27 protein-coding genes are annotated in these 18,417 nt (G+C 43.3%); 1 reads left to right on the top strand and 26 read right to left on the bottom strand.

The window, feature by feature from the left end; all coding sequences use genetic code 11:
- Positions 1 to 326 precede the first annotated feature (326 nt).
- The 5 genes from MJO52_RS06565 to MJO52_RS06545 form a co-directional block, all read right to left on the bottom strand.
- The gene (locus MJO52_RS06565; RefSeq protein WP_252085149.1) at positions 327 to 842 is read right to left on the bottom strand and encodes a hypothetical protein; all 516 of its coding nucleotides are present in this window, start codon (positions 840 to 842) and stop codon (positions 327 to 329) included.
- Between the two features lie 436 nt (positions 843 to 1,278).
- Complete coding sequence (locus MJO52_RS06560; RefSeq protein ID WP_252085148.1) at positions 1,279 to 1,746, bottom strand: GNAT family N-acetyltransferase; 468 nt, start codon at positions 1,744 to 1,746, stop codon at positions 1,279 to 1,281.
- Positions 1,747 to 2,687: 941 nt separating this feature from the next.
- Positions 2,688 to 3,077: a hypothetical protein gene (locus MJO52_RS06555; protein WP_252085147.1), complete on the bottom strand. Its 390-nt coding sequence runs from the start codon at positions 3,075 to 3,077 to the stop codon at positions 2,688 to 2,690.
- A 170-nt stretch (positions 3,078 to 3,247) separates the two neighbouring features.
- On the bottom strand, positions 3,248 to 3,610 hold the full coding sequence (locus MJO52_RS06550) for a hypothetical protein (protein WP_252085146.1): 363 nt from the start codon (positions 3,608 to 3,610) through the stop codon (positions 3,248 to 3,250).
- A 170-nt stretch (positions 3,611 to 3,780) separates the two neighbouring features.
- Positions 3,781 to 4,110 carry a hypothetical protein gene (locus MJO52_RS06545; protein ID WP_252085145.1) on the bottom strand — a complete coding sequence of 110 codons (330 nt, stop codon included), beginning with the start codon at positions 4,108 to 4,110 and terminating at the stop codon, positions 3,781 to 3,783.
- A gap of 331 nt (positions 4,111 to 4,441) precedes the next feature.
- Between MJO52_RS06545 and MJO52_RS06540 the strand changes: the two genes are divergently transcribed.
- Positions 4,442 to 5,383: an IS110 family transposase gene (locus MJO52_RS06540; RefSeq protein ID WP_252085144.1), complete on the top strand. Its 942-nt coding sequence runs from the start codon at positions 4,442 to 4,444 to the stop codon at positions 5,381 to 5,383.
- Between the two features lie 21 nt (positions 5,384 to 5,404).
- Here the strand turns inward: MJO52_RS06540 and MJO52_RS06535 are convergent, their stop codons facing one another.
- From MJO52_RS06535 to MJO52_RS06440, 21 genes are all read right to left on the bottom strand, one after another.
- Positions 5,405 to 5,761, bottom strand: a complete 357-nt coding sequence (locus MJO52_RS06535; protein ID WP_252085143.1) for a hypothetical protein — start codon at positions 5,759 to 5,761, stop codon at positions 5,405 to 5,407.
- Between the two features lie 103 nt (positions 5,762 to 5,864).
- Positions 5,865 to 6,362 (bottom strand): hypothetical protein, encoded by a 498-nt coding sequence (locus MJO52_RS06530; protein WP_252085142.1) that lies wholly within the window; start codon positions 6,360 to 6,362, stop codon positions 5,865 to 5,867.
- 91 nt (positions 6,363 to 6,453) lie between these two features.
- Positions 6,454 to 6,684: a hypothetical protein gene (locus MJO52_RS06525; protein WP_252085141.1), complete on the bottom strand. Its 231-nt coding sequence runs from the start codon at positions 6,682 to 6,684 to the stop codon at positions 6,454 to 6,456.
- A 294-nt stretch (positions 6,685 to 6,978) separates the two neighbouring features.
- Complete coding sequence (locus tag MJO52_RS21385; RefSeq protein ID WP_353505470.1) at positions 6,979 to 7,116, bottom strand: DUF4288 domain-containing protein; 138 nt, start codon at positions 7,114 to 7,116, stop codon at positions 6,979 to 6,981.
- Between the two features lie 456 nt (positions 7,117 to 7,572).
- Positions 7,573 to 7,836 (bottom strand): hypothetical protein, encoded by a 264-nt coding sequence (locus MJO52_RS06520; protein ID WP_252085140.1) that lies wholly within the window; start codon positions 7,834 to 7,836, stop codon positions 7,573 to 7,575.
- A 518-nt stretch (positions 7,837 to 8,354) separates the two neighbouring features.
- On the bottom strand, positions 8,355 to 8,735 hold the full coding sequence (locus tag MJO52_RS06515) for a DUF7674 family protein (RefSeq protein WP_252085139.1): 381 nt from the start codon (positions 8,733 to 8,735) through the stop codon (positions 8,355 to 8,357).
- Between the two features lie 103 nt (positions 8,736 to 8,838).
- On the bottom strand, positions 8,839 to 9,069 hold the full coding sequence (locus MJO52_RS06510; protein ID WP_252085138.1) for a hypothetical protein: 231 nt from the start codon (positions 9,067 to 9,069) through the stop codon (positions 8,839 to 8,841).
- Between the two features lie 96 nt (positions 9,070 to 9,165).
- Positions 9,166 to 9,738 carry an immunity 53 family protein gene (locus MJO52_RS06505; protein ID WP_252085137.1) on the bottom strand — a complete coding sequence of 191 codons (573 nt, stop codon included), beginning with the start codon at positions 9,736 to 9,738 and terminating at the stop codon, positions 9,166 to 9,168.
- Between the two features lie 198 nt (positions 9,739 to 9,936).
- Complete coding sequence (locus MJO52_RS06500) at positions 9,937 to 10,236, bottom strand: hypothetical protein (protein WP_252085136.1); 300 nt, start codon at positions 10,234 to 10,236, stop codon at positions 9,937 to 9,939.
- 388 nt (positions 10,237 to 10,624) lie between these two features.
- Positions 10,625 to 11,506 carry an ADP-ribosylglycohydrolase family protein gene (locus MJO52_RS06495; protein ID WP_252085135.1) on the bottom strand — a complete coding sequence of 294 codons (882 nt, stop codon included), beginning with the start codon at positions 11,504 to 11,506 and terminating at the stop codon, positions 10,625 to 10,627.
- A 559-nt stretch (positions 11,507 to 12,065) separates the two neighbouring features.
- Positions 12,066 to 12,365 carry a hypothetical protein gene (locus MJO52_RS06490; protein ID WP_252085134.1) on the bottom strand — a complete coding sequence of 100 codons (300 nt, stop codon included), beginning with the start codon at positions 12,363 to 12,365 and terminating at the stop codon, positions 12,066 to 12,068.
- A 98-nt stretch (positions 12,366 to 12,463) separates the two neighbouring features.
- A complete protein-coding gene (locus tag MJO52_RS06485) occupies positions 12,464 to 12,931 on the bottom strand; it encodes a hypothetical protein (protein ID WP_252085133.1) in 468 nt (155 codons plus the stop codon).
- A 96-nt stretch (positions 12,932 to 13,027) separates the two neighbouring features.
- Positions 13,028 to 13,915 carry an IS3 family transposase gene (locus MJO52_RS06480; protein WP_252085132.1) on the bottom strand — a complete coding sequence of 296 codons (888 nt, stop codon included), beginning with the start codon at positions 13,913 to 13,915 and terminating at the stop codon, positions 13,028 to 13,030.
- Positions 13,867 to 14,220 (bottom strand): transposase, encoded by a 354-nt coding sequence (locus MJO52_RS06475; RefSeq protein WP_252085131.1) that lies wholly within the window; start codon positions 14,218 to 14,220, stop codon positions 13,867 to 13,869. The genes MJO52_RS06480 and MJO52_RS06475 overlap by 49 nt, the downstream gene beginning before the upstream one ends.
- Before the next feature lie 95 nt (positions 14,221 to 14,315).
- Positions 14,316 to 14,711, bottom strand: a complete 396-nt coding sequence (locus MJO52_RS06470) for a hypothetical protein (protein WP_252085130.1) — start codon at positions 14,709 to 14,711, stop codon at positions 14,316 to 14,318.
- 115 nt (positions 14,712 to 14,826) lie between these two features.
- Positions 14,827 to 15,180 (bottom strand): hypothetical protein, encoded by a 354-nt coding sequence (locus tag MJO52_RS06465; protein WP_252085129.1) that lies wholly within the window; start codon positions 15,178 to 15,180, stop codon positions 14,827 to 14,829.
- Positions 15,181 to 15,284: 104 nt separating this feature from the next.
- On the bottom strand, positions 15,285 to 15,884 hold the full coding sequence (locus MJO52_RS06460) for a hypothetical protein (RefSeq protein WP_252085128.1): 600 nt from the start codon (positions 15,882 to 15,884) through the stop codon (positions 15,285 to 15,287).
- Between the two features lie 127 nt (positions 15,885 to 16,011).
- On the bottom strand, positions 16,012 to 16,449 hold the full coding sequence (locus MJO52_RS06455; RefSeq protein ID WP_252085127.1) for a hypothetical protein: 438 nt from the start codon (positions 16,447 to 16,449) through the stop codon (positions 16,012 to 16,014).
- Between the two features lie 489 nt (positions 16,450 to 16,938).
- Positions 16,939 to 17,328 (bottom strand): Rap1a/Tai family immunity protein, encoded by a 390-nt coding sequence (locus MJO52_RS06450; protein ID WP_252085126.1) that lies wholly within the window; start codon positions 17,326 to 17,328, stop codon positions 16,939 to 16,941.
- A gap of 101 nt (positions 17,329 to 17,429) precedes the next feature.
- Complete coding sequence (locus tag MJO52_RS06445; RefSeq protein WP_252085125.1) at positions 17,430 to 17,870, bottom strand: SUKH-3 domain-containing protein; 441 nt, start codon at positions 17,868 to 17,870, stop codon at positions 17,430 to 17,432.
- A gap of 102 nt (positions 17,871 to 17,972) precedes the next feature.
- Entirely contained in the window at positions 17,973 to 18,401 is a 429-nt protein-coding gene (locus MJO52_RS06440) for a tetratricopeptide repeat protein (protein ID WP_252085124.1), read from the bottom strand.
- Positions 18,402 to 18,417 lie beyond the last annotated feature (16 nt).

Raw genomic sequence — 18,417 nt, 5'->3', positions numbered from 1 at the left:
CCATTCTTATGGAATGATAAGAATAATTCGAGTAGTTGGTTGCGTTGAAATTGTATTCATTTAATCATCTTGATTTAAGCATCACTCAATGTCAACCGCTTGCCTGATAAAAATACCTCACCGGACTGCTCTTTGGTCACCTTCCCTCTAGACATTGGAAATACCAGCCTAAAAACTAAGAAATAAACAACCACTAAAAACGGTGTCAGTAATTTCTTAGCTTATAGCGTCAATATAGTTTGTGGCATAATTTTGGCGACTTTATTGTACCCTTTACAATAAAGTCGCCGAGATTGGAATCACGATTGATGCTGTTAAGAATTTTCTTATTCCGAGAAAGCTATTGTTTTGTCAACCAAGCAACCATTAACAGATTTGGGCTCATTAAGTTTGTCAATAAGCCAACACTCTTCATAGATTGAACAATAACAGAGCTCTATACCTATAAATTTATCGGTTTCGCCAAGTTTATCTGATTCTTTCCCTGTATAGGATAATGGCTTAACCGTATTTTGTGGCGACAGTATTCTATTACTAATGTGGGATTGAGTAATACTAGGTAAATTTGGAATGTCATTCCAAAGTTTGATAGGCTCAGATTTGTATTGAACTATCCCATACTTAATTACAGCAGGACCATTCCCACTATTCGTTACACTATATTCAAAATGTGTGGTGTTTAAATTACGATGTATTTCCAACCTTGGCCAAACAGAAGCTCGAGCATAAGCACGATCTACATAAGCAGAATACATGCTAACTATAGCCGTAACGAAACTAATTAATAGAGCTGAGAAAGCAACAACCATCTCAGGTTTTTTGTACCACTTCACATTATCCATGCATTCACATTCCTAAACTTTCTTTGGCTCTATCAGCCACATAGCCAATTAACATTGCCAACAGGAGCAGCCAGACCATTTACGGTCAAAGCGGGCTGATCAACCAACTGGCTCCCTGCCAACCATTTTTGACTGACTACAGCCTGGTAAATTTGGAGGTTAAAATAGCATATTTTCCTTACCAGTTAACTATCTGATTAGCACTCCACAATGGAGCATCAGGCTTGTAGGACTTATTGATTTAAAAGAAAGGCACTTGAATGAAACTGCACTAGCAGTTTGAAGGAAAACTCTCTGGGAAAATGTACTCAGGTAGAGATTGAAGCTTGCAGCAACTACAATCCTTCCAAAAATTGACCGCCACTATAACCGGCATTCTAAATACGCGCTATAGCGCAGCGGAAGCATACTTCAAAATATCTGATTCATTGCCTTGTTATACGGTGAGCTCTCTCTCCATTACAAGGACTTCTAAGCCGCAATAAGTAACTTTTTCTATTGGATTCCAACCCAAACAACTATAAAGACCGCCGTCTAGATGCTCCGTTTGGAGATAGAGCTTCGACACACCAAGCTGTTCTGCTAGTGAGATGATTCTGTCAATGATTGCTTCTGCGATTTTCTTTCCGCGATGGGACTTGGAAACATACACACCACCGAGCCAATGTTCCTTTTCTGGGTAAATAGTCATTTCACAATATTTCAACTGTGCCGCACCCAAGATTTCTCCTGAATCAACTGCTATAACGAGAAGTGGTATTTTATCGGTGTTTAGGTAGTCAGAAAGCGATTCTCGAGTTTTAGCCAGGCTATTGCTTTCCCTTAGGTAACCCCATTCCGTAAAATACCACTCCGCAACAATTGGTAGCGCTTGTTTATTCTCGGCTAGCAGTTGTAATTCCATCTCTCAACCTTTCGTTTGCAGCTTGCCACATAACATTCACATGCGGTGGGTGAAGCGAAGCATAAGCCGTTCGCCTGCGATAGCGGCGAACAACATGCCCTCGTTAACTGATTTAACACCCACCATCACCACCCCCTCCATCTCCAAAACCTCCAGAATCACCACTGCTAAAGTGACCGTCCGAGCTAGAGCCCTGAGTTACTCCAAACTTCACTATAAACCACAGTACACTAGAAATTAGGAAGCCCGTAAATACTAACGGAGCGAAGACTGAATTAAGCAAAGTTTCGGAAGTTAGATCTATCATGTACCAAGCTCCAACTAGACCAAAAAAATTTATTGTGAATGATTTCATTTACTCTCCTTGTATCACTTAACGCCCCGCAAAGGGACGAACAAATAAACGCAGTGTTTTGGCTGTCCCAGCAACCAAAGGGAGCGATTGCTGCGGATTGCTATGTGTTATATTTTACCCACGGAAGATACCTTCTGAGAATTTCCATTTGCCGAGCCATAAACCTTGAAAAATTAACTGCACTCCATAATATGAATGCGAGAAGCACAAGTAGTTAATAAATATGGAAGACTTAGGCAATAACACTCCCCACAATATATTCCAAAATTACAGTCGCAAACACAACCCATGACGAATGGCCTCTTCGACAAAAGCTAAAGAACTGGCTTTCCTTATTTGCCATTAATAGTGAGTCTTAATCCTTGAGCCGAATTAAAAGATCTCACATAAAGCTCATAATAAAGCCTGCGAGGCATCTCTAAGAACGAATCCACACCCGAATGTTCAATTTTAATCCAATGTAACACTCTTAATTTCCCTTAATTTTAATGTGATACCAAACGACGGCAAAAAACTAACACCACGCTTTATGGCTAGTTTAGAGTGGAACAGAAAACCAGTCCGACAACATGCATTGTTAAGTGGTTCACTCAAGTGCAAGGTCATTTGATTTACCGTAAGCACCACACAGGCAACACATTTCTGGATACCAAAACACTTGTAAGAATGGAATATGCCCTTCAATCTTTTTAAGATCGAAAGTAGAAACATACTCAGTGCCTCTTTCTTTTAAATGAACTCTTTTTGAATATTCACCGAACCTATGCTCAGAATTTTCCGGATAGTATTCTATAGTTGCTTCAGCTCCGTAATTTAAGCCCTCAGCATTCATAGAAATAGTCGCCTGGAATGTATTCGATGCAATCTTTTCTACTTTAATGAGCTTATCAAACTCAGACCCCATTTTAGGAGCGGTACAAGCAAACGCCAAACTAGAAGCAACCAGACATACAAGAGTGATTAGAAATCGATTCATAGCTATTCACTTAACGTAAAGCCAACTTGCGCGGGTGTTTTGGTACGAAGCCGGTTAGCACAATAAAGTTATTACTTTAGCACTTAAATCAAAAAACCCCTCAAACCCCTTACGCCTGGTTCAACGCCTCGTTATGCGCCTTTCCACTACCGCACACAATACCATTGCCACTAGCGATCAGGGATATCACCAAAAAAACCTATTACACAAGATACTTTTCCTTGCCCATCTATTTCTGTTACATCAAACCCAGCCATAAGTAACTTGCCTTCCTGATGTATAGCCCAATGGTAGCGATGAAACCCATGCTGAGAATCTACTCCGCTAGTTCGAGAGTAAACCGCACCTGGAAGCTTTGATTTCACTTCATGGACATTTTTTTCAAATCCATCAATACCAGAGACATCAATGGACGGATCAACAAACCGGACATTGTTACTTAGGGCATTTTCAAGGTGATCGCGCACTTTGGTAGAGTCAGGCTCGTTCCATGCCGCCAGCATATAGTCGAGCGCTTCTGGGTAGTCTGCCATATTTTCTTTCTCAAATATCTAGAAAAATTCAGGGTTCAAAAAACGTGATCGCATAACGTTTTGCTCAGCAGGTACCGGAAAGTGCTACCGTAGCGTACAGCACAAAACGCCCAGGGTGTAGGTGATCGGATACGGTAACTTGTTATGTACTGTGGATAGCCAATAATAAATCAAAAGCATTGCTTTCTTAGCTCCTTAAATAGTTCTTTGCCTTTTTCATTTAGTTTACCTTCATCCCGGCCACAAACTTCGATATAAGGTGAATTTATGTGTATTGCTTTAATAGCTCGCTGCCGAATTACTTCTAATTTTGGGTTAGCAATCTCACAGGCCTCAAAGTAATCCCAGCGTTTGTAGTCAACATCATCCTTGATCCATGACTCAAGGAGATTTGCAACCTCCTCAGGCTTCCACTCAACCGAACGCACCTTCCACTTCTTAAATAAGTAGAAGGCAATAACGGCCAAGCCACCTAAGCCCAGCCAATATAAAATGCTCATATTGATTTACACATAACGCCGACCGCAGCGGCTTGCAAAATGGGCGGTTGTTTTGCGGTTTTTGGCAAAACAAGTGACCGTTTTGCAAGTCCGTTGCCGGCCCTTGTATGGTTGTTCTTGCCCGATTCTGATGTTGAAAATCCTTTTCGCTAACGGGTAAATTGAGACCCACCTTCGGCGGCCACCGAAGGTCTTGTTTATCACAGTTCGTTGCCTGGCCGGTTCGTAAAAGACCGATAACAAGTATGAACGTGATAAGCACTCACTAGGCATAACTCGAATAGTCATATGGGCCTCGAGCCCGAATAGCAAGGCGGAGATAGCTTATCTTATGGAACCTCAAGAGATCAATGTCGGTATCGATACCAGTAGTATACAACTCGATATTTATGTGAGACCTACTGGCCAGTTCTTCAGTGTTACCAATAACAAAGAAGGCATTAAAGACGCTATTAAACAACTACAACCGCTTAAACCTCAAAGAGTATTGATCGAGTCCACAGGAAGGCTAGAATTAGAATCTGTCTGTGCTGCTCATAAAGCGGGACTGCCGATAGTTGTTTGCAATCCTTCACAAGTAAGAAACTTTGCAAAGTCAGCGGGGCGGCTCGCAAAAACAGATAAGCTAGATGCAATTGATATCGCACATTTTGGTGAAGCAATGAAGCCAAGATTGTCATCGATCAAACCAGAAAAACTAAGAAATATCAGTGATTTGCTGACGGTCAGGAACCAGTGCTTAGAAATGAGCACAATGCAAAAGAATCGCCTCAAGAGAATGCCTAAGCCTGTTCACAAGCCCATTCAGGCTATCTTAAAGGCCATCAAAAAAGAGCTAGAAGGAGTCGATAAGCAACTTGATAAACTTGTTAACAGCGTTGCCGAGTGGCGACAAAAACGCGATCTCTTATTAAGCGCTAGAGGAGTCGGCAATGTACTGGCTTACACGCTAATGAGCGAACTTCCTGAGCTGGGCAAGCTGAACCGCAAAGAGATTGCGGCACTTGTGGGTATCGCCCCGATGAATCGTGATAGCGGCAGCTTCCAGGGTAAACGCTATATTCGAGGTGGGCGACATCGTATACGCACGGTTTTGTTTGTTTCTATGATGTCGGCAATACAATGCCACCCTAAATTAAAGCCAATGTATGAGCGCCTGGTCGCTGCTGGTAAACCAAAGAAAGTAGCCCTTATCGCATGTATGAGGAAGCAACTTACCATTCTAAATACGATGGTAAAAAACAACACTTACTGGGATGAGAAAGTGGCTTAAATACTTGACAAAGGACCATAGTCACTTGTTATGTGTTTGGATGAATGCGAAGTGATAACCAACGCATACAACGAAAATAAAACTGCCAATATTTAAGGCTTGTACGTATAAAAACCAGATGATTGGGTTTTGCTCAATAGTTGGTTCGGAGTGCCCAAGGGCGATTGAATGTACGCTAGGTATTAATATGTGCGCAACCCTTGAGGCGGTAACTAATATTCCTGCGAAAAGTGAAAGCCCAGATAAAATGGAGCGCTCTCTATAGAACCACACTAATGATGCAGCAAATAGAAAGAAGGGCATAAACCAAGTTGTAAAGTCGTTAATGCCACCAAATAGCTGCCAAAATGTTGTCGGGCTATATACATGATCTTCCATATCTATTTACACATAACGCTAAGTTAACCGGCGCACAGTGCGAAGCACGCTTTTGTGTGTCCGTCGTAGGCCGCTTGCGGCCGGAGTATAGTTGAACGCCTTGTTAAGCTCTTGCACGGAATAACCACTCTGGATATGTTTTTTGCGCCTTTTCTAAAACCGCCCGCTCGGAAATACTAATTTCGTTATCAGTAATAGGCACGCCCAAGAGCCATTTCACCATTTGACCAGTGGAAAGTTTAAGAGCAAATGGCGATGGAACATAAGCCATGTGCCTATAAATGCTTTTGACATTCTCTTTTACCACATCTTCGCAGACCAAAGGCCACTCATCACAAGCACGCTCAGCTAACCAATAAAGAGAGCTTGCTAGCGAGTTAGGCAGCCATTCATTGGAGCCCGAGGCTGAAAACTCGAAACTCCCTGCTGGTAAGGGCAGCCCTATATCACAAGCCCCGATGGTAGAGAAAAAATTCCTACCAAATTGACCAATAGGAATAGGCCTATTTCCATTTTTATCTCGATAGGCCGTCACTGAAGGATTACCATCGGAATTTTCCTTCAGAAAGTTTGCCAATTCTCTATGGTGGCTCGGTGGCACGTAATCTCCTTTGTACGCTTAACGCCCGCATTTGGGGCGGCTAAAGCGCAGCACAAGCCGTCCCAGACCGTAGGGCGACAACATGCGTTTGTTATGTGTTTTTGAATTGCAGCTCAGCATTAACTTTACCATTTATTGCCTTTTCAACTGCTTCGTTCCACTCTTCTTGTACCCCAGTATCCGCGGAGCCGCCACCAGAAAGCAATGACATGCTACCGAGCAAACCTCCGACGTCGTCCGATTTCGTTAGCTGGAAGTACCCGTCCAGGAATGAGAACATTGCTAAAAATGCTTGTTCTTTCGTAAGCTTGAAATCGTTCATTTTTTCTCTTATGAATTATTCTCGGATTACACATAACGCCTTGCTAAGGGGCAGCCGAAACGCAGTGTAGGCTGTCCAGCCCAGCCTCTAGCTGGGCGATCTTTCCTGGCCTGGTTATGCTTGTTCTGGGACATATAAATACTTTAAATAACGCTCTTGATAAAAAGATTCAAGACTCATATTTGACTGAAACAACTCGGACCAAACTTCGTAATTTTTAATAAGCTTATCGCCATCCTGTTTATAACAAACTTGCTCTGGATGCATATCAAAGCCGTTGCTTTCAGCATATTCCTAAGCTTCTTTTCTCGCTCTACTATGCGCCTTCTTGAAAGAATCAGCTTTAATGCAAACTACTCTTTCTTCAAAGATATTCAAGCCCTCAGAATTGACTCCGAAGTGGTAAACGCTTCTAGCACCATACCAACTCAACTAATTTCTCCTCCAAAGAGCATAACGTTGCCAGCAAGGGCAGCCGAAGCAAAGCGTAGGCTGTCCAGCCCAGCCTCCGGCTGGGCGATCTTGCCTGGCCTGGTTATAGCTGGCGCGCTCTGAACGACCTACTTGCTCTCTGCCAGCCAACTTTGGCTGGCCACTGCCCGATAAATTTACGAGGGAAAATACCATACTTTCCCCACCGATTAACTAGCAGATTGGCACTCCACAATAGTGCAACTGACTTGCAGGGCTTGTTGACTTAAAACGAAGGCTCTTGAACTAAACTGCGGTACCAGTTTGAAGTAGAACTCTCTGGCGAAGCGTGTTCAGGTAGAGATTGTTACTTGCAGCAACTATAAACTATATAAAAATTGACCGCCACAATAATGCCGTGCACACGGGCGCCGCTTGCGGCGTCCGAGCGGCGAAGCCGCGTTGTGCTGCACCTGGTTATGTGGTTGATTTGACGAGTTTTGATTTTGCATATTTGTAAACCACAAAAATGGAAAAACACCATGCGACTGCTTTAATACTGACAACAAAAGAGAACCAAGCCGGGCGTGTGCTGAACGAAACCACACCTGCAACCCGTAGGTCTTGAATCTCTAAATTTACTGCTGCCCAATACAATTGGCTTCCAAGCCATATAGCTAGGAATATGGCTATTAAAAACCACAACAAACTATCTGTAATACTCGAACCTTTAGGTTTCATACCCTTCCCATGACATATAACGCTCTGCGCACAGGCGAACGAAACGTAGTGTAGCGAGTCCAGCTCGCGCTTTTTGCGGCGATTGTGCCGCAGTTTGTTATAAGTTATTGCCACGATGTTTCTTCCTTAACGCCCTAGCACTAACTGGCTTTAGTGGGCAGTATTTTGCAAAAACAAACTCAGCTAAAAATGGACCCGCAAGTAGTAAGGAGCCAAAAACCAGTAAACTTTGAAGTCTCAATCCCAAGTAAATAGCAAGGATAGGTATAAACGCCCATCCGAATGCTATTACCCTCTTAGATAAGGCTGCATATTCATACTGGAAAAAGCATTTCTCACAATGCATTCCACTTGAGGAAGATAACATCTTTACCTTTACAGTTTTCTCTTTACATTTTGGGCATTTTCTCATCATGACTTATAACGCCCACAGCACGGGCAGCCGGAGCGCAGCGTAGGCCGTCCTGCGGAGGCCCGGAGGGCCGTCCTGCGGAGGCCCGGAGGGCCGTCTGTGATTGTTAGAGCGGTGCTTGCCCGTGAAACCCGACATAGAGCCCCTTTAGATTCTTAGGAATTACTTCCCAGTACGGCCGAGCATTATCGCTATTTACTTGCCAAAACAGATTCTCTACGAACGCGACGTCAATTGCTTTCATTATTCCACTTTCACCGTGCTCGTACTCTGAACTAATGGTTTCAAGGAGTGCCTGATAATTATCAGCTGCCACTTTCTTTTTCATTTCGCTATTCAGGGCATTCGCTAGTGATTCAAACCAAGAATATGAAGAGAATTCCGTTTGGACCAACCTGTTCCAATAGTCATCATATAACTTGTCAGCATGTGCTGATATTTCAGGATAGGTTTCCTTAATTTGCCTACAAAAGGTATCTAAATCCATCTCGCTTCTCGGTCTGGAGTTCTAACGCCTTTGTAACGGGCCGCGTTGTGGCGAAGCCACGCTTTTAGCGGTCCAGCCCGAAGGGCGATCGTTGACAAACTTGTTATGTGTTTTTGATACTAAGCTGCGCATTAACACTACCATCCATAACTTTTTGAATAGCCTCTTCCCACTCGTTCTGAACTGCTGGGTCAGCTGATCCACCATCGCTAAGTAGTGACATGCTACCGAGTAAGCCGCCAACATCGTCAGACTTTGTTGCTTGGTAGTACTCATCTAGAAATGCGTACATCGCCAAGAAAGCCTGTTCTTTTGTTAGTTTAGAATCGCTCATTTTATCTCTGACACATAACGCTCCGCACAGGGGCAGACAAAAAAGTGTAGCGTTTTGGCTGTCCCAGCGACCAACGGGAGCGATTGCTGCGGCTTGTTAAGCATTTTTTACCCACTTTAGAAAGAGCTTTATCAGCTCGTTTAGTTTGTGAGGGCCACCATAGCCAACAAACTTACCGCTTTCTAGTTTTGTAATAATCCAGTCGTTCCCACTCGCTTCGGCGTCATCACCTACACCGTAGGAAAAACCTTCATATTCCTTTTCTTCTATATCTGTATCGGTGATGTCTACCTTTAGAAACCAGCCTGGATTATCAAGAGTACCGATTTCAATGCCATAGGTATGTTCCCAGTCCTCATTGCACTGAGAAAAATACCATTCTTCAAGTTCTTTGAGAGCTTCCATGTTTTTGATGCTTAACGTTGCCAGCAAGGGCAGCCGAAGCGGAGCGTAGGCTGTCCAGCCCAGCCTCCAGCTTGGCGATCTGGCCTGGTTATAGCTGGCGCGTACTGAACGACCTACTGCTCTCTGCCAGCCAACTTTGGCTGGCCACTGCCCGATAAATTTACAGGGAAAAATACCATTTTTTCCCCACCAATTAACTAGCTGATTGGCACTCCACAACGGTGCAACTGACTTGCAGGGCTTGCTGACTTGAAACGAAGGCACTTGAAAGAAACTGCGGTACCAGTTTGCAGGAGAACTCTCTGGCGAAGCGTGTTCAGGTAGAGATTGTTACTTGCAGCAACTACAAACTATCTAAAAATTGACCGCCACAATAACGCCTAGCACACGGGCGGCCGAAGCAAAGCGTAGGCCGTCCAGCCCACATATTTTGTGGGCAATCGTGCTGCTTTTTGTTATGCATTAGCCTCTCCGCCAGTCTTTAATAGTTGCAATAAGTAGGGCTATGAAAATTACTAGAAGGAAAAAGGCAATGCCATAGCCCACGGCACCATCTACTTTTGCTCCTTTGGCCTCCCAATGCCCATAGGTTATAAGCTGGTATAGCATTGCAAAAGATATGAAGCCACTAGTAAATATAGCTAGTAACATATGCCGAAAATTGAAAAGCTTTTTCCCAAAAGCAAGCTCCCCCCATGAAAGAGTCTCGATTTTTCTATCGAGGCCTTTTCGACGCCATCGGCGGTCTTTGAGATTAGACATAGTTTTGATGCATAACGTTGCCAGCAAGGGCAGCCGAAGCAAGGCGTAGGCTGTCCAGCCCAGCCTCCGGCTGGGCGATATTGCCTGGCCTGGTTATAGCTGGCGCGCACTGAACAACCTACTTGCTCTTTGCCAGCCACCTTTGGCTGGCCACTGCCCGATAAATTTGCAAGAGAAAATACCATACTTTCCTCGCCAATTAACTACCTGACTGGCACTCCACAATGAGGCAGCTGGCTTGCAGAACTTGTTGGCTTTAAACGAAGACACTTGAACGAAACTGCGGTGCCAGTTTGCAGGAAAACCCTCTGGAGAAATGTGCTCAGGAAGAGATTGGTGCTTGCAGCCACTTCAAACTACCTAAAAAATGACCGCCACAATAACGTCGCTATAACAAGCGCCTCTTTTTGGCGTCTTCGTTCATAGCTTTGTTAGCATCCCCGAATTCACTTAGCTGGCGACCTATTTCCTCGAGGTACACTTTCCCATACTTCCCACTTTCCAGCTCCTCGATCAAGAAACTCGGCAATCCAGTACAATACTCTTTACTACGGCTCGCAATACCCAAGCCAACGGCAGCAACCGTATCAACATCCCCGCTGAAAGCAACGCTATTTACAAGAACGTCTTTAAGAGATTCGGAGGTTCTCAAAACCGTTAGTAGCGCATGGACCGTTTCCTCAGCACAGCACGCCACTGGAGCAGACCAATTTTCTCGCCAATTATATTTGGTATATTGTGACACAAACTCCGTCAAATTTTCCTTTGCTCCCAAGTTATAAATGGCGTAGTGGGATGCCAAAGCGACCGCCTGAGAAGATTTACGGCCAATTTCTGTATCGTGAGTGAGTGACGCTTGCAGCTCAGCCATTTCTAACAGTTTAGTAATATTGTCGACATACCCCAACGGTGCTGATCTCATAGCCGCACCATTTCTAGTGCTTTGTGGTTTCATTTTTCTAAGAAATTCTTCACCACTACTAATTGAGTGCAAAAATGAGTAAAAACCTTTTGAATATCCTAAGCGCTCATCACGCTTGAAGCATTCAACGAACTTATTAGCCAAATTCTCTTTTGTCCAAGCTTCGTCGCTAATAATCAATTCTGCTATCGCAAGCGACATTTGAGTATCATCTGTATAGCAACCAGGAGCAATCCCTAGTTCATGCTCACAGTACTGAGATAAGTTATTGTATGTTTCAACTTTTTCTCTAGGGGAAAATTCAAACCCTGCTCCATAAGCATCGCCTATTCCGATTTCTAACAACATTTAAATCTCTCTCCATTAACCCAGTATCAACTATTGATTGCTAACGTCGCTATATACGGCAAATTTTTTGGTGATTGATTTGTGTTAGAGTAAGCGTCCAGCACAAATTCGATCGCAGGAAAATTTGTCCAGCCCAACAACGTTGGGTGTGTATGATAGCTTTGTTACAAGGCACTACGGTGATCTACGCAAGTTTGAAATAAATTGAGATATGGCTGCAGCTAGAAATGCCCAGAAGCATAAGAATAGCTTGCCGCTCCCTCCGTCTAAATAAGTTGAGAATACCACGCACGGGGAATGATTAGTTTTTACAGCGATGAAGAGCATGATTAATCCAAAAACCAATGTGCTAACAAGGTAAATCCAAAAAGCCATTACCGGCTCACTACTATCTTTGTAGTTCTGAATTAGCCACATAATGGTTCCTGCAAATAGAGCCACCCAAATCAATTGTATATTCCTTGCTAGGGCTTGTAACGCCGCGCTCTGCGGAAATTTGGAAGCGCCAGCAAGCAAATTTTGCGTAGCAGCGTCTTGTTAAGTGACTCACCTGCTGGTGCTAAATACGCCACCATGCCTCATTACCAGTTACGCTTAACATTATGCCAGTGAATTCACGCTTATCCGACAAACGTACCAGTAACAATTTTAAGTTATCAACTTCGATAAATGTATCTTCTGATTCTTCAGAGTCAAATTCTTCTGTTTCAATAAATCTTTGAGCCCGCTCGAAGAGATTACGATATCTATCAAACGCAGGGGTGGGAATCAACTCACCAATGAACCAAGGCTGATCAAGGTCTGTCTGCCTTAGATCTGCTAGCTTTTCGTTTTCGTTGTATAGTTCCCAGATATTCATTTTTCACTTAACGCTGAGCTAACCGGCAGCCAGTGCGAAGCACGCTCTTGGCTGTCCGACGGAGGCCGCTTGCGGCCGGATTGTAGTTGAGCGTTTTGTTATGTGTGTTCATAGTGCTTTAGTGCCTTACATTCACTGGCGGCTGAGGGCCACAGAATGATTTTATATAAATCATCTGCATCTTCCCACTCTTCGGTTATTGAATCGAGGCCCTTCGCGAGTGAAATAGCCGAATATTTACCGGGCGCCACTTCGATTCTTGCTGCATCAGGTAGATAATCGCTGCAGCCAAAAACAGCGCACTGCCCCGATGTTACTGTGAAATAATCTATAGAAGCATGATCCCATTCTTCGAGGCTAATTTCAGGCTGGCTATCGTGAATCTCAACCTCTAGAGGAACATCAACGTTTCTGAACGTGCTGATAGCGAGAGTGTTTGCCAGGATGCCAAGCTTTATATTTAATGCTTGCTCTGTCCAGATATCTGAAGTGTCTTCGTCGGCCTCAACATCCATCAGATATATCTGAAAGTAGTCGGCGAAAATTTCAAATTTATAGTTCTTCATCGGTGCATCCGTAACACATAACGTTGAGGTAATGGGCAGCATTGCTGCGAAGCGGGAAACCTCCCCCCTTAAAGTAGACGCCACCTTATATTCATCTTATGCGGCCATTCTTTCATATTCATCTGGGCTTTTGAACCCAAGTGAACCATGTCTTCTTTTAAAGTTATAGTACCTATCAAGATACCAAGATAAGTTGGTTCTTAGCTCCTCAACGGATTCAAAATTAAATCCTTTGAAACTCTCAGTTTTCAGTGTTTGAAAAAATGATTCTACATACACATTATCATTCATAAATCCTGGACGATTCATGCTCGGCTCAATACCCAGTTCCTTGAGTCGGTTTTGGTATGCATAAGCACCGTACTCAGAACCTCTGTCGCTGTGAAATATTAGATCTGATTCTATATTTCTGCAACGGACAGCTTTATTTAGCGCTGACAGTGTTAGCTCAACAGTTCGAGTGTCCGACAGCTCCCAACCCAACACTTTCCGGGAGTAAAGATCAATAATCACAGCTAAATATTGCCATTGCCCATTGATCTTCAGATAGGTTACATCACCAGCCCATTGAGAGTCTGGTTTAATCGGCATACCATGCTCTCTTTGTAAATTTTCAACCTTAATGCAAGGATTCCCAGGCAAAGGGCGTCGACGATAGATCCTTCCAGCTTTCCCCACGATTCCAGCCTCTCTCATAAGGCGTTCAACGCGCTTGTGATTTATTCGTTCACCATTAGCTTTCAGCTCTGCGCTAATTCTTGGGCTTCCATAATTACCATCATACTGCGCATAGATAGCTTCGATACACCCAAGAATTCGCCTATTTTCTATGTCTCGAGTGCTCTCATCACGGTTGAGCCACTTATAAAACCCTTGGGGTGAAACATTCAAGTATCTACATAAGTACCTGACACCAAAGTCTGATCGATTAAGAGCTATGAACGAGAATCTTTCAGCTTTGGATCTTTCAGGTACATTTCCCACTTTTTTAGGAAATCATTCTCCTTTTGCAATTTCTCAACCTGCTTTTTTAGACGTCTTATCTCTTTATCATCAGTTTGAGACTGAGTTTTCGTTGTCTTTGCCATACTTATTCTACGACTGGGCTTCTCGACCAACTTGCCTTCTCTACTTTCCTGTCGCCATCTATACACCATTACTGGATGCAAACCAATAATGTTGGCGATAGTGGTCGTATCTACTTTCAGTTGATTAGTGAGAGCTACCACTCTAACTTTAAACTCTGTTGAATATTCAACAACCCGCTCTTCACTCAGTATTTTCGGCATTTTTTCCTACCCTATTCAAAAGGTAGGCGTCTACTCAATGGGGGAAGGTTTCCAGCGGAGTGGCAGTCCCAGCCGAAGGCGACAACACCGCCTTGTTATATTTCATAGCCATACTGTTTAAAGTAGCTACGAAACAATCTTTTTTGTTGCTGGGTTAGCTCCCAGAATGGATTATCTAGATAGTTCTTATAAACCTCTAGCTCTGGCTCACCACCTAGCTCAAGCATAAGAATTACAGCATCTAAGCTACCAACTTCTATTGCGTGTGCAATTGCCCAAGGTGAGATTCTTGCACCCAATCCTCGTAGCAGTACTATGCCTGCAACTTGGTTCTCAATCGCTAACCAATGCAATACTGTTTCATTACAACAATTTTCTACTTCGAGAATACTTCTATCTTCGGAAACTATTGCCGGCACTTTCTCTGGTTCATAGAGAACAGCCTCTAGAAGCCGATCAAATTCATAGTTGTGTTGAATTTCATCATTCATTTTCTGTGATCCGCACTTCGCGGAAAATATAACACCCGGCTTTGGGGCGGCGAAGCGCGAGCGTAGCCGTCCCGCCGCGCCTTTCAGCGGCAAACAACAGCCGCTTGTTATAACATTAAGCTGATTGATCCAAATTAAGAGAGAATACAGCTGCCGGATTTGTTGAATATAGAGGAATTGCGTCAGACGCAGTAGAGCCAAAGGTGATTCGATCGCTAGGCTTCCATGCTTGAAGGTGTTCTCGTAATTCCCCAACCGTAATTCTAGAATCTAGCTCTGACTCGTCTTCCCAATCGTCACCGTCCATTTCGTTGAGCTCAATTTGTAGCAAATCCTCACCTCTACGCTTGAACCTATAAAACCTCAGCGGCCTTTTACTGTAACGAGACGAGCCGAATGTCACCTCGGCATCATTCGATAAGCCTTCAGTAGCTTCTAATAATTCTCCAACGGTTAGTTGCTCTTCCATCTTCTCTTCAAAACTCCAGATTATGTTTTGTGTTATAACGCCAAGGTTTGGGGCGGCGAAACGTTAGTGAAGCCGTCCCAGCCGAAGGCGACAACACCGCCTTGTTAGGCATCTTTTCCTTCGATTAATATAAATGGCTCAACATCTCTAGCTGGCCCATTTGGCGCCACCACTGGTCTATAGCTAGTAAACTCTGACAATTTGTACGATATTTCAATCTTCGAATTATCATTTAATTCCAAGCTGACTCTAAGCTCTTCAAGATTGGCGGAGTGAAAATCTAGTGTGCAAGTATAGACAAATCCAATTTTGTCCTCGGACTCTTTAGAAATGGCGCAGATTTTTTCAGCTTGATTCAATACGATGAGTCTTCTAGGCTCAATTTTAAACTTTTCAGATTCTGAATATGTTCTAAATCTAAAGTAAAGTTTCTGTTTTAAACTATCCAAATCATCATTGGCTCCAAGTGGTATAACGGGTAATCCTAGAGGCCCAGCTGCAATCTCGTTATGGCTAAGAAGAAGCGGGTATATAACAAGAAATCCAGTTCCCGTTGGATATGAATAAAGTGGAGGTCTATAAATACCAAAGCATTGCTCTCCAAAAACACCTAGGGTTGCCTGACTTTCTTCACACCAATCAAAAACATATGTTCTTTTCAAAAGTGGAGAAGGCACGACTTCATAGTTTGTCGTTTTACTCAAAGTTGAGCATCCACTTACTATTAAAGCTAGTAGCAATGTATAAAATAACTTCAATGTTCAAATTCCTTGGTGTGCCTAACGCCCGAAACACTGGCGCAGCGTAGCTGTGTCCAGGTGCTTTTGCTTGTTATGAGTATTTGTGTTCATAGCCACGAATTGTGCCTCGCTCTTTAAGGTCTTGGAGAAAACCTTCGCTCAAGCCTTTATATGCAACAGTGCACTCTTTATCGAAATTATCATAACCACCAAATACTAGTTCTCCCTCTATAGCTATCTGCACATGAATGATGCCTTCTCTAACCAGATGATCCTTTTCTGCTAGTTCTTTCCACATGCCTTTGGAACTTTCTTCATCTAAGGGGAGAATCACGAAATCTAGTTTTGGGGATATAGTTTGTCGTTTAAGCACTGGCGTTTCTTCATAGGAAGCATTCGGCCATTTATAAAATGACAAATGCTCCAATGAGCCCTCAAATGAAATAAGGGAGGCTCCTGTGCATTGCTCCATAACTGCATGGAGCAGGCCCGGTTTATCCCTAGGATCAATCCACGTTACTCTTTTCATATCCCTGATACTCATAACGAAAATAGATATGCGGAACCGTTAAGGAAGTTGGCGGTACCTTTGCGTAAGCAAAGGGAATGACAACTTTTAGGTTTCCGCATCATCGGGTTGTTATTTGTTGCTCGTGGCATTGTGTACAAATCCACTACAAATATCTTTCTTGCTACTGTCTACCAAGATTCGGAGAGAGAAATTAGCAGCTCTAGGTTCGCGGCCTTGCTTCGAAGCGGCTGCGCCGTCCGCATCAACTTCGTTATGCGAGCGTCGCTGAAGCTTCGAAGCTTACACGAAGGTCGAACCGTTGACTATGGGCTCCCCCGCCAATACTGTTTTTTTATACAGCACCTCAATAATCATCTGCTATTCTTAACGGAACCCTCACAAAACTGGAGCGAGCGACCAATAACGCCGCGCTCAGGGGCGGCTAATTTTGGGTGCGTTTTTGCGCGAAAATAGGAGCGAAGCGACTGCGCAAAAAGGTGCACAAGGTTAGCCGTCCCTTTGCAGCGCCTTGTTAGTTTTGGGGCATGGGTAGTCGCTAATTAAGGCCGCATCAAGCCAATAGGCTCCATTATACTTTTCCAGTGCGTCTACACCGTATTTAAATTTATTTGAATAATTCAGGTAAGAGCTCTTGAGCTGCTCAAAATTAACCACACCCTTCATACAAAGAATTTCTCCTGATTTTCTCTGATACTTGATTGAATCATATACACCTAGTAAGTAGTACTTGCATCGAAAAGCATCCCTTTCATATGAAGATGAGCACATTTGGTAGACATCTTTCGCGTTAACAAAATTTGCATCCATCAATGGGCTTCCAGACCAAGAATTGGCTCCGGAAAGACTCGCAAACAAAAATAGAAATACTCTCTTCATGGCTCATTCCTTGAACAAAAAACTAACGCTGAAATAATAGGCCGAGGCGCTTTGTGCCGAGGTCCTGGCCACGCTTTTTGTGGCCGAAATTAATTGTTCTGTTAGGCTTTTTCAAGAGGAACCCCATAATTGATACCCAACAATACCCGCATAATAGTTTCCTTGAAAGTGCCTACCTTATAAAGCTGCTCATCAGGGTCGGTGAATATGTAGAAATCCTTGTTATCATCAACTAGCAATAACATATGATCGTGGTGAGCTGATGCAAAAGCAAATAAAGATACGTTTAGGTTTACCCAATAATTGTGAAACTCAGCACCAAAATCTAATGCCTCATTTCTGAACGATATGTCACTTGCTGAAAGCTCTCTTCCAGCACCAACCTCACCAACTTGGAGACCGCCAAATTCGGCGAGTACAGAAACTGCATTTTTATACGCAGAATTAAATGAGTTTAAGATTTGTTTCTTAACCTTGAAGCTACGCCCTTCAAACCAACCTGCTTTGACGAGCAATTTATTTATATATTCATCTGTATCCATAAGAGCCTAACGCCTTGCTCAGCGGTGAGTTAAACTGGCGCTGTTTTTGCCGGGTTTATGGCAAAAAAAGTGACAGTTTGACGAGTCCGTTGCAGCAACTTGTTACATTTCAATTCTAGTTTCGAGGAATTCCAGATATTTAGGATCATCTTCCATAAAAATATCCATTCCTCCCCCCATGTACGCTCTAGTTAATTCATCGGCAGATTTATCTAACTCATTTAATTCCCAGTAAGCTTGACCAAGTCTTAAATGGATAAATGGATTTCCCAATCCTCCTGGGCATTGCACCGCATTAGAAAATGCTTTCATCATCTTCTCAAAATTTTCTGAAAGGAAATGAGTATCTCCGATGGCAACGAATAACCAAGTAGCAGCCTCCCAGTTAGATGGATGATCAGGCAATAGCTTAAGAGCTTCAATGTACTTTGCTCTCGCTTCTGAATAGTGAGCGCCATTTGATAGGTCATCACCTTCCTTGCTAAGAACAACAATCTTGTCATGAATACTTGGATCTAGTTCTAAGCTCATTTAATTCTCGATATTT

It is taken from the genome of Microbulbifer variabilis (genome assembly GCF_023716485.1).
Lineage (GTDB): Bacteria > Pseudomonadota > Gammaproteobacteria > Pseudomonadales > Cellvibrionaceae > Microbulbifer > Microbulbifer variabilis_B.
Note: the sequence above shows the minus strand (reverse complement) of the source record. Positions and strands in the feature narration are given on the sequence as shown.

Excerpts from the sequence above, each read along its gene's own strand:
- MJO52_RS06535 (WP_252085143.1), bottom strand. The coding sequence starts at position 5,761 with ATGGAAGATCATGTATATAGCCCGACAACATTTTGGCAGCTATTTGGT.
- MJO52_RS06540 (WP_252085144.1), top strand. The coding sequence starts at position 4,442 with ATGGAACCTCAAGAGATCAATGTCGGTATCGATACCAGTAGTATACAA.
- MJO52_RS06550 (WP_252085146.1), bottom strand. The coding sequence starts at position 3,610 with ATGGCAGACTACCCAGAAGCGCTCGACTATATGCTGGCGGCATGGAAC.
- MJO52_RS06555 (WP_252085147.1), bottom strand. The coding sequence starts at position 3,077 with ATGAATCGATTTCTAATCACTCTTGTATGTCTGGTTGCTTCTAGTTTG.
- MJO52_RS06465 (WP_252085129.1), bottom strand. The coding sequence starts at position 15,180 with ATGGAAGAGCAACTAACCGTTGGAGAATTATTAGAAGCTACTGAAGGC.
- MJO52_RS06490 (WP_252085134.1), bottom strand. The coding sequence starts at position 12,365 with ATGAATATCTGGGAACTATACAACGAAAACGAAAAGCTAGCAGATCTA.
- MJO52_RS06440 (WP_252085124.1), bottom strand. The coding sequence starts at position 18,401 with ATGAGCTTAGAACTAGATCCAAGTATTCATGACAAGATTGTTGTTCTT.
- MJO52_RS06485 (WP_252085133.1), bottom strand. The coding sequence starts at position 12,931 with ATGAAGAACTATAAATTTGAAATTTTCGCCGACTACTTTCAGATATAT.
- MJO52_RS06495 (WP_252085135.1), bottom strand. The coding sequence starts at position 11,506 with ATGTTGTTAGAAATCGGAATAGGCGATGCTTATGGAGCAGGGTTTGAA.
- MJO52_RS06510 (WP_252085138.1), bottom strand. The coding sequence starts at position 9,069 with ATGAGCGATTCTAAACTAACAAAAGAACAGGCTTTCTTGGCGATGTAC.
- MJO52_RS06450 (WP_252085126.1), bottom strand. The coding sequence starts at position 17,328 with ATGAAGAGAGTATTTCTATTTTTGTTTGCGAGTCTTTCCGGAGCCAAT.
- MJO52_RS06515 (WP_252085139.1), bottom strand. The coding sequence starts at position 8,735 with ATGGATTTAGATACCTTTTGTAGGCAAATTAAGGAAACCTATCCTGAA.
- MJO52_RS06545 (WP_252085145.1), bottom strand. The coding sequence starts at position 4,110 with ATGAGCATTTTATATTGGCTGGGCTTAGGTGGCTTGGCCGTTATTGCC.
- MJO52_RS06525 (WP_252085141.1), bottom strand. The coding sequence starts at position 6,684 with ATGAACGATTTCAAGCTTACGAAAGAACAAGCATTTTTAGCAATGTTC.
- MJO52_RS06565 (WP_252085149.1), bottom strand. The coding sequence starts at position 842 with ATGGATAATGTGAAGTGGTACAAAAAACCTGAGATGGTTGTTGCTTTC.
- MJO52_RS06560 (WP_252085148.1), bottom strand. The coding sequence starts at position 1,746 with ATGGAATTACAACTGCTAGCCGAGAATAAACAAGCGCTACCAATTGTT.
- MJO52_RS06475 (WP_252085131.1), bottom strand. The coding sequence starts at position 14,220 with ATGCCGAAAATACTGAGTGAAGAGCGGGTTGTTGAATATTCAACAGAG.
- MJO52_RS06520 (WP_252085140.1), bottom strand. The coding sequence starts at position 7,836 with ATGAAACCTAAAGGTTCGAGTATTACAGATAGTTTGTTGTGGTTTTTA.
- MJO52_RS06500 (WP_252085136.1), bottom strand. The coding sequence starts at position 10,236 with ATGTCTAATCTCAAAGACCGCCGATGGCGTCGAAAAGGCCTCGATAGA.
- MJO52_RS06455 (WP_252085127.1), bottom strand. The coding sequence starts at position 16,449 with ATGAAAAGAGTAACGTGGATTGATCCTAGGGATAAACCGGGCCTGCTC.
- MJO52_RS06445 (WP_252085125.1), bottom strand. The coding sequence starts at position 17,870 with ATGGATACAGATGAATATATAAATAAATTGCTCGTCAAAGCAGGTTGG.
- MJO52_RS06470 (WP_252085130.1), bottom strand. The coding sequence starts at position 14,711 with ATGAATGATGAAATTCAACACAACTATGAATTTGATCGGCTTCTAGAG.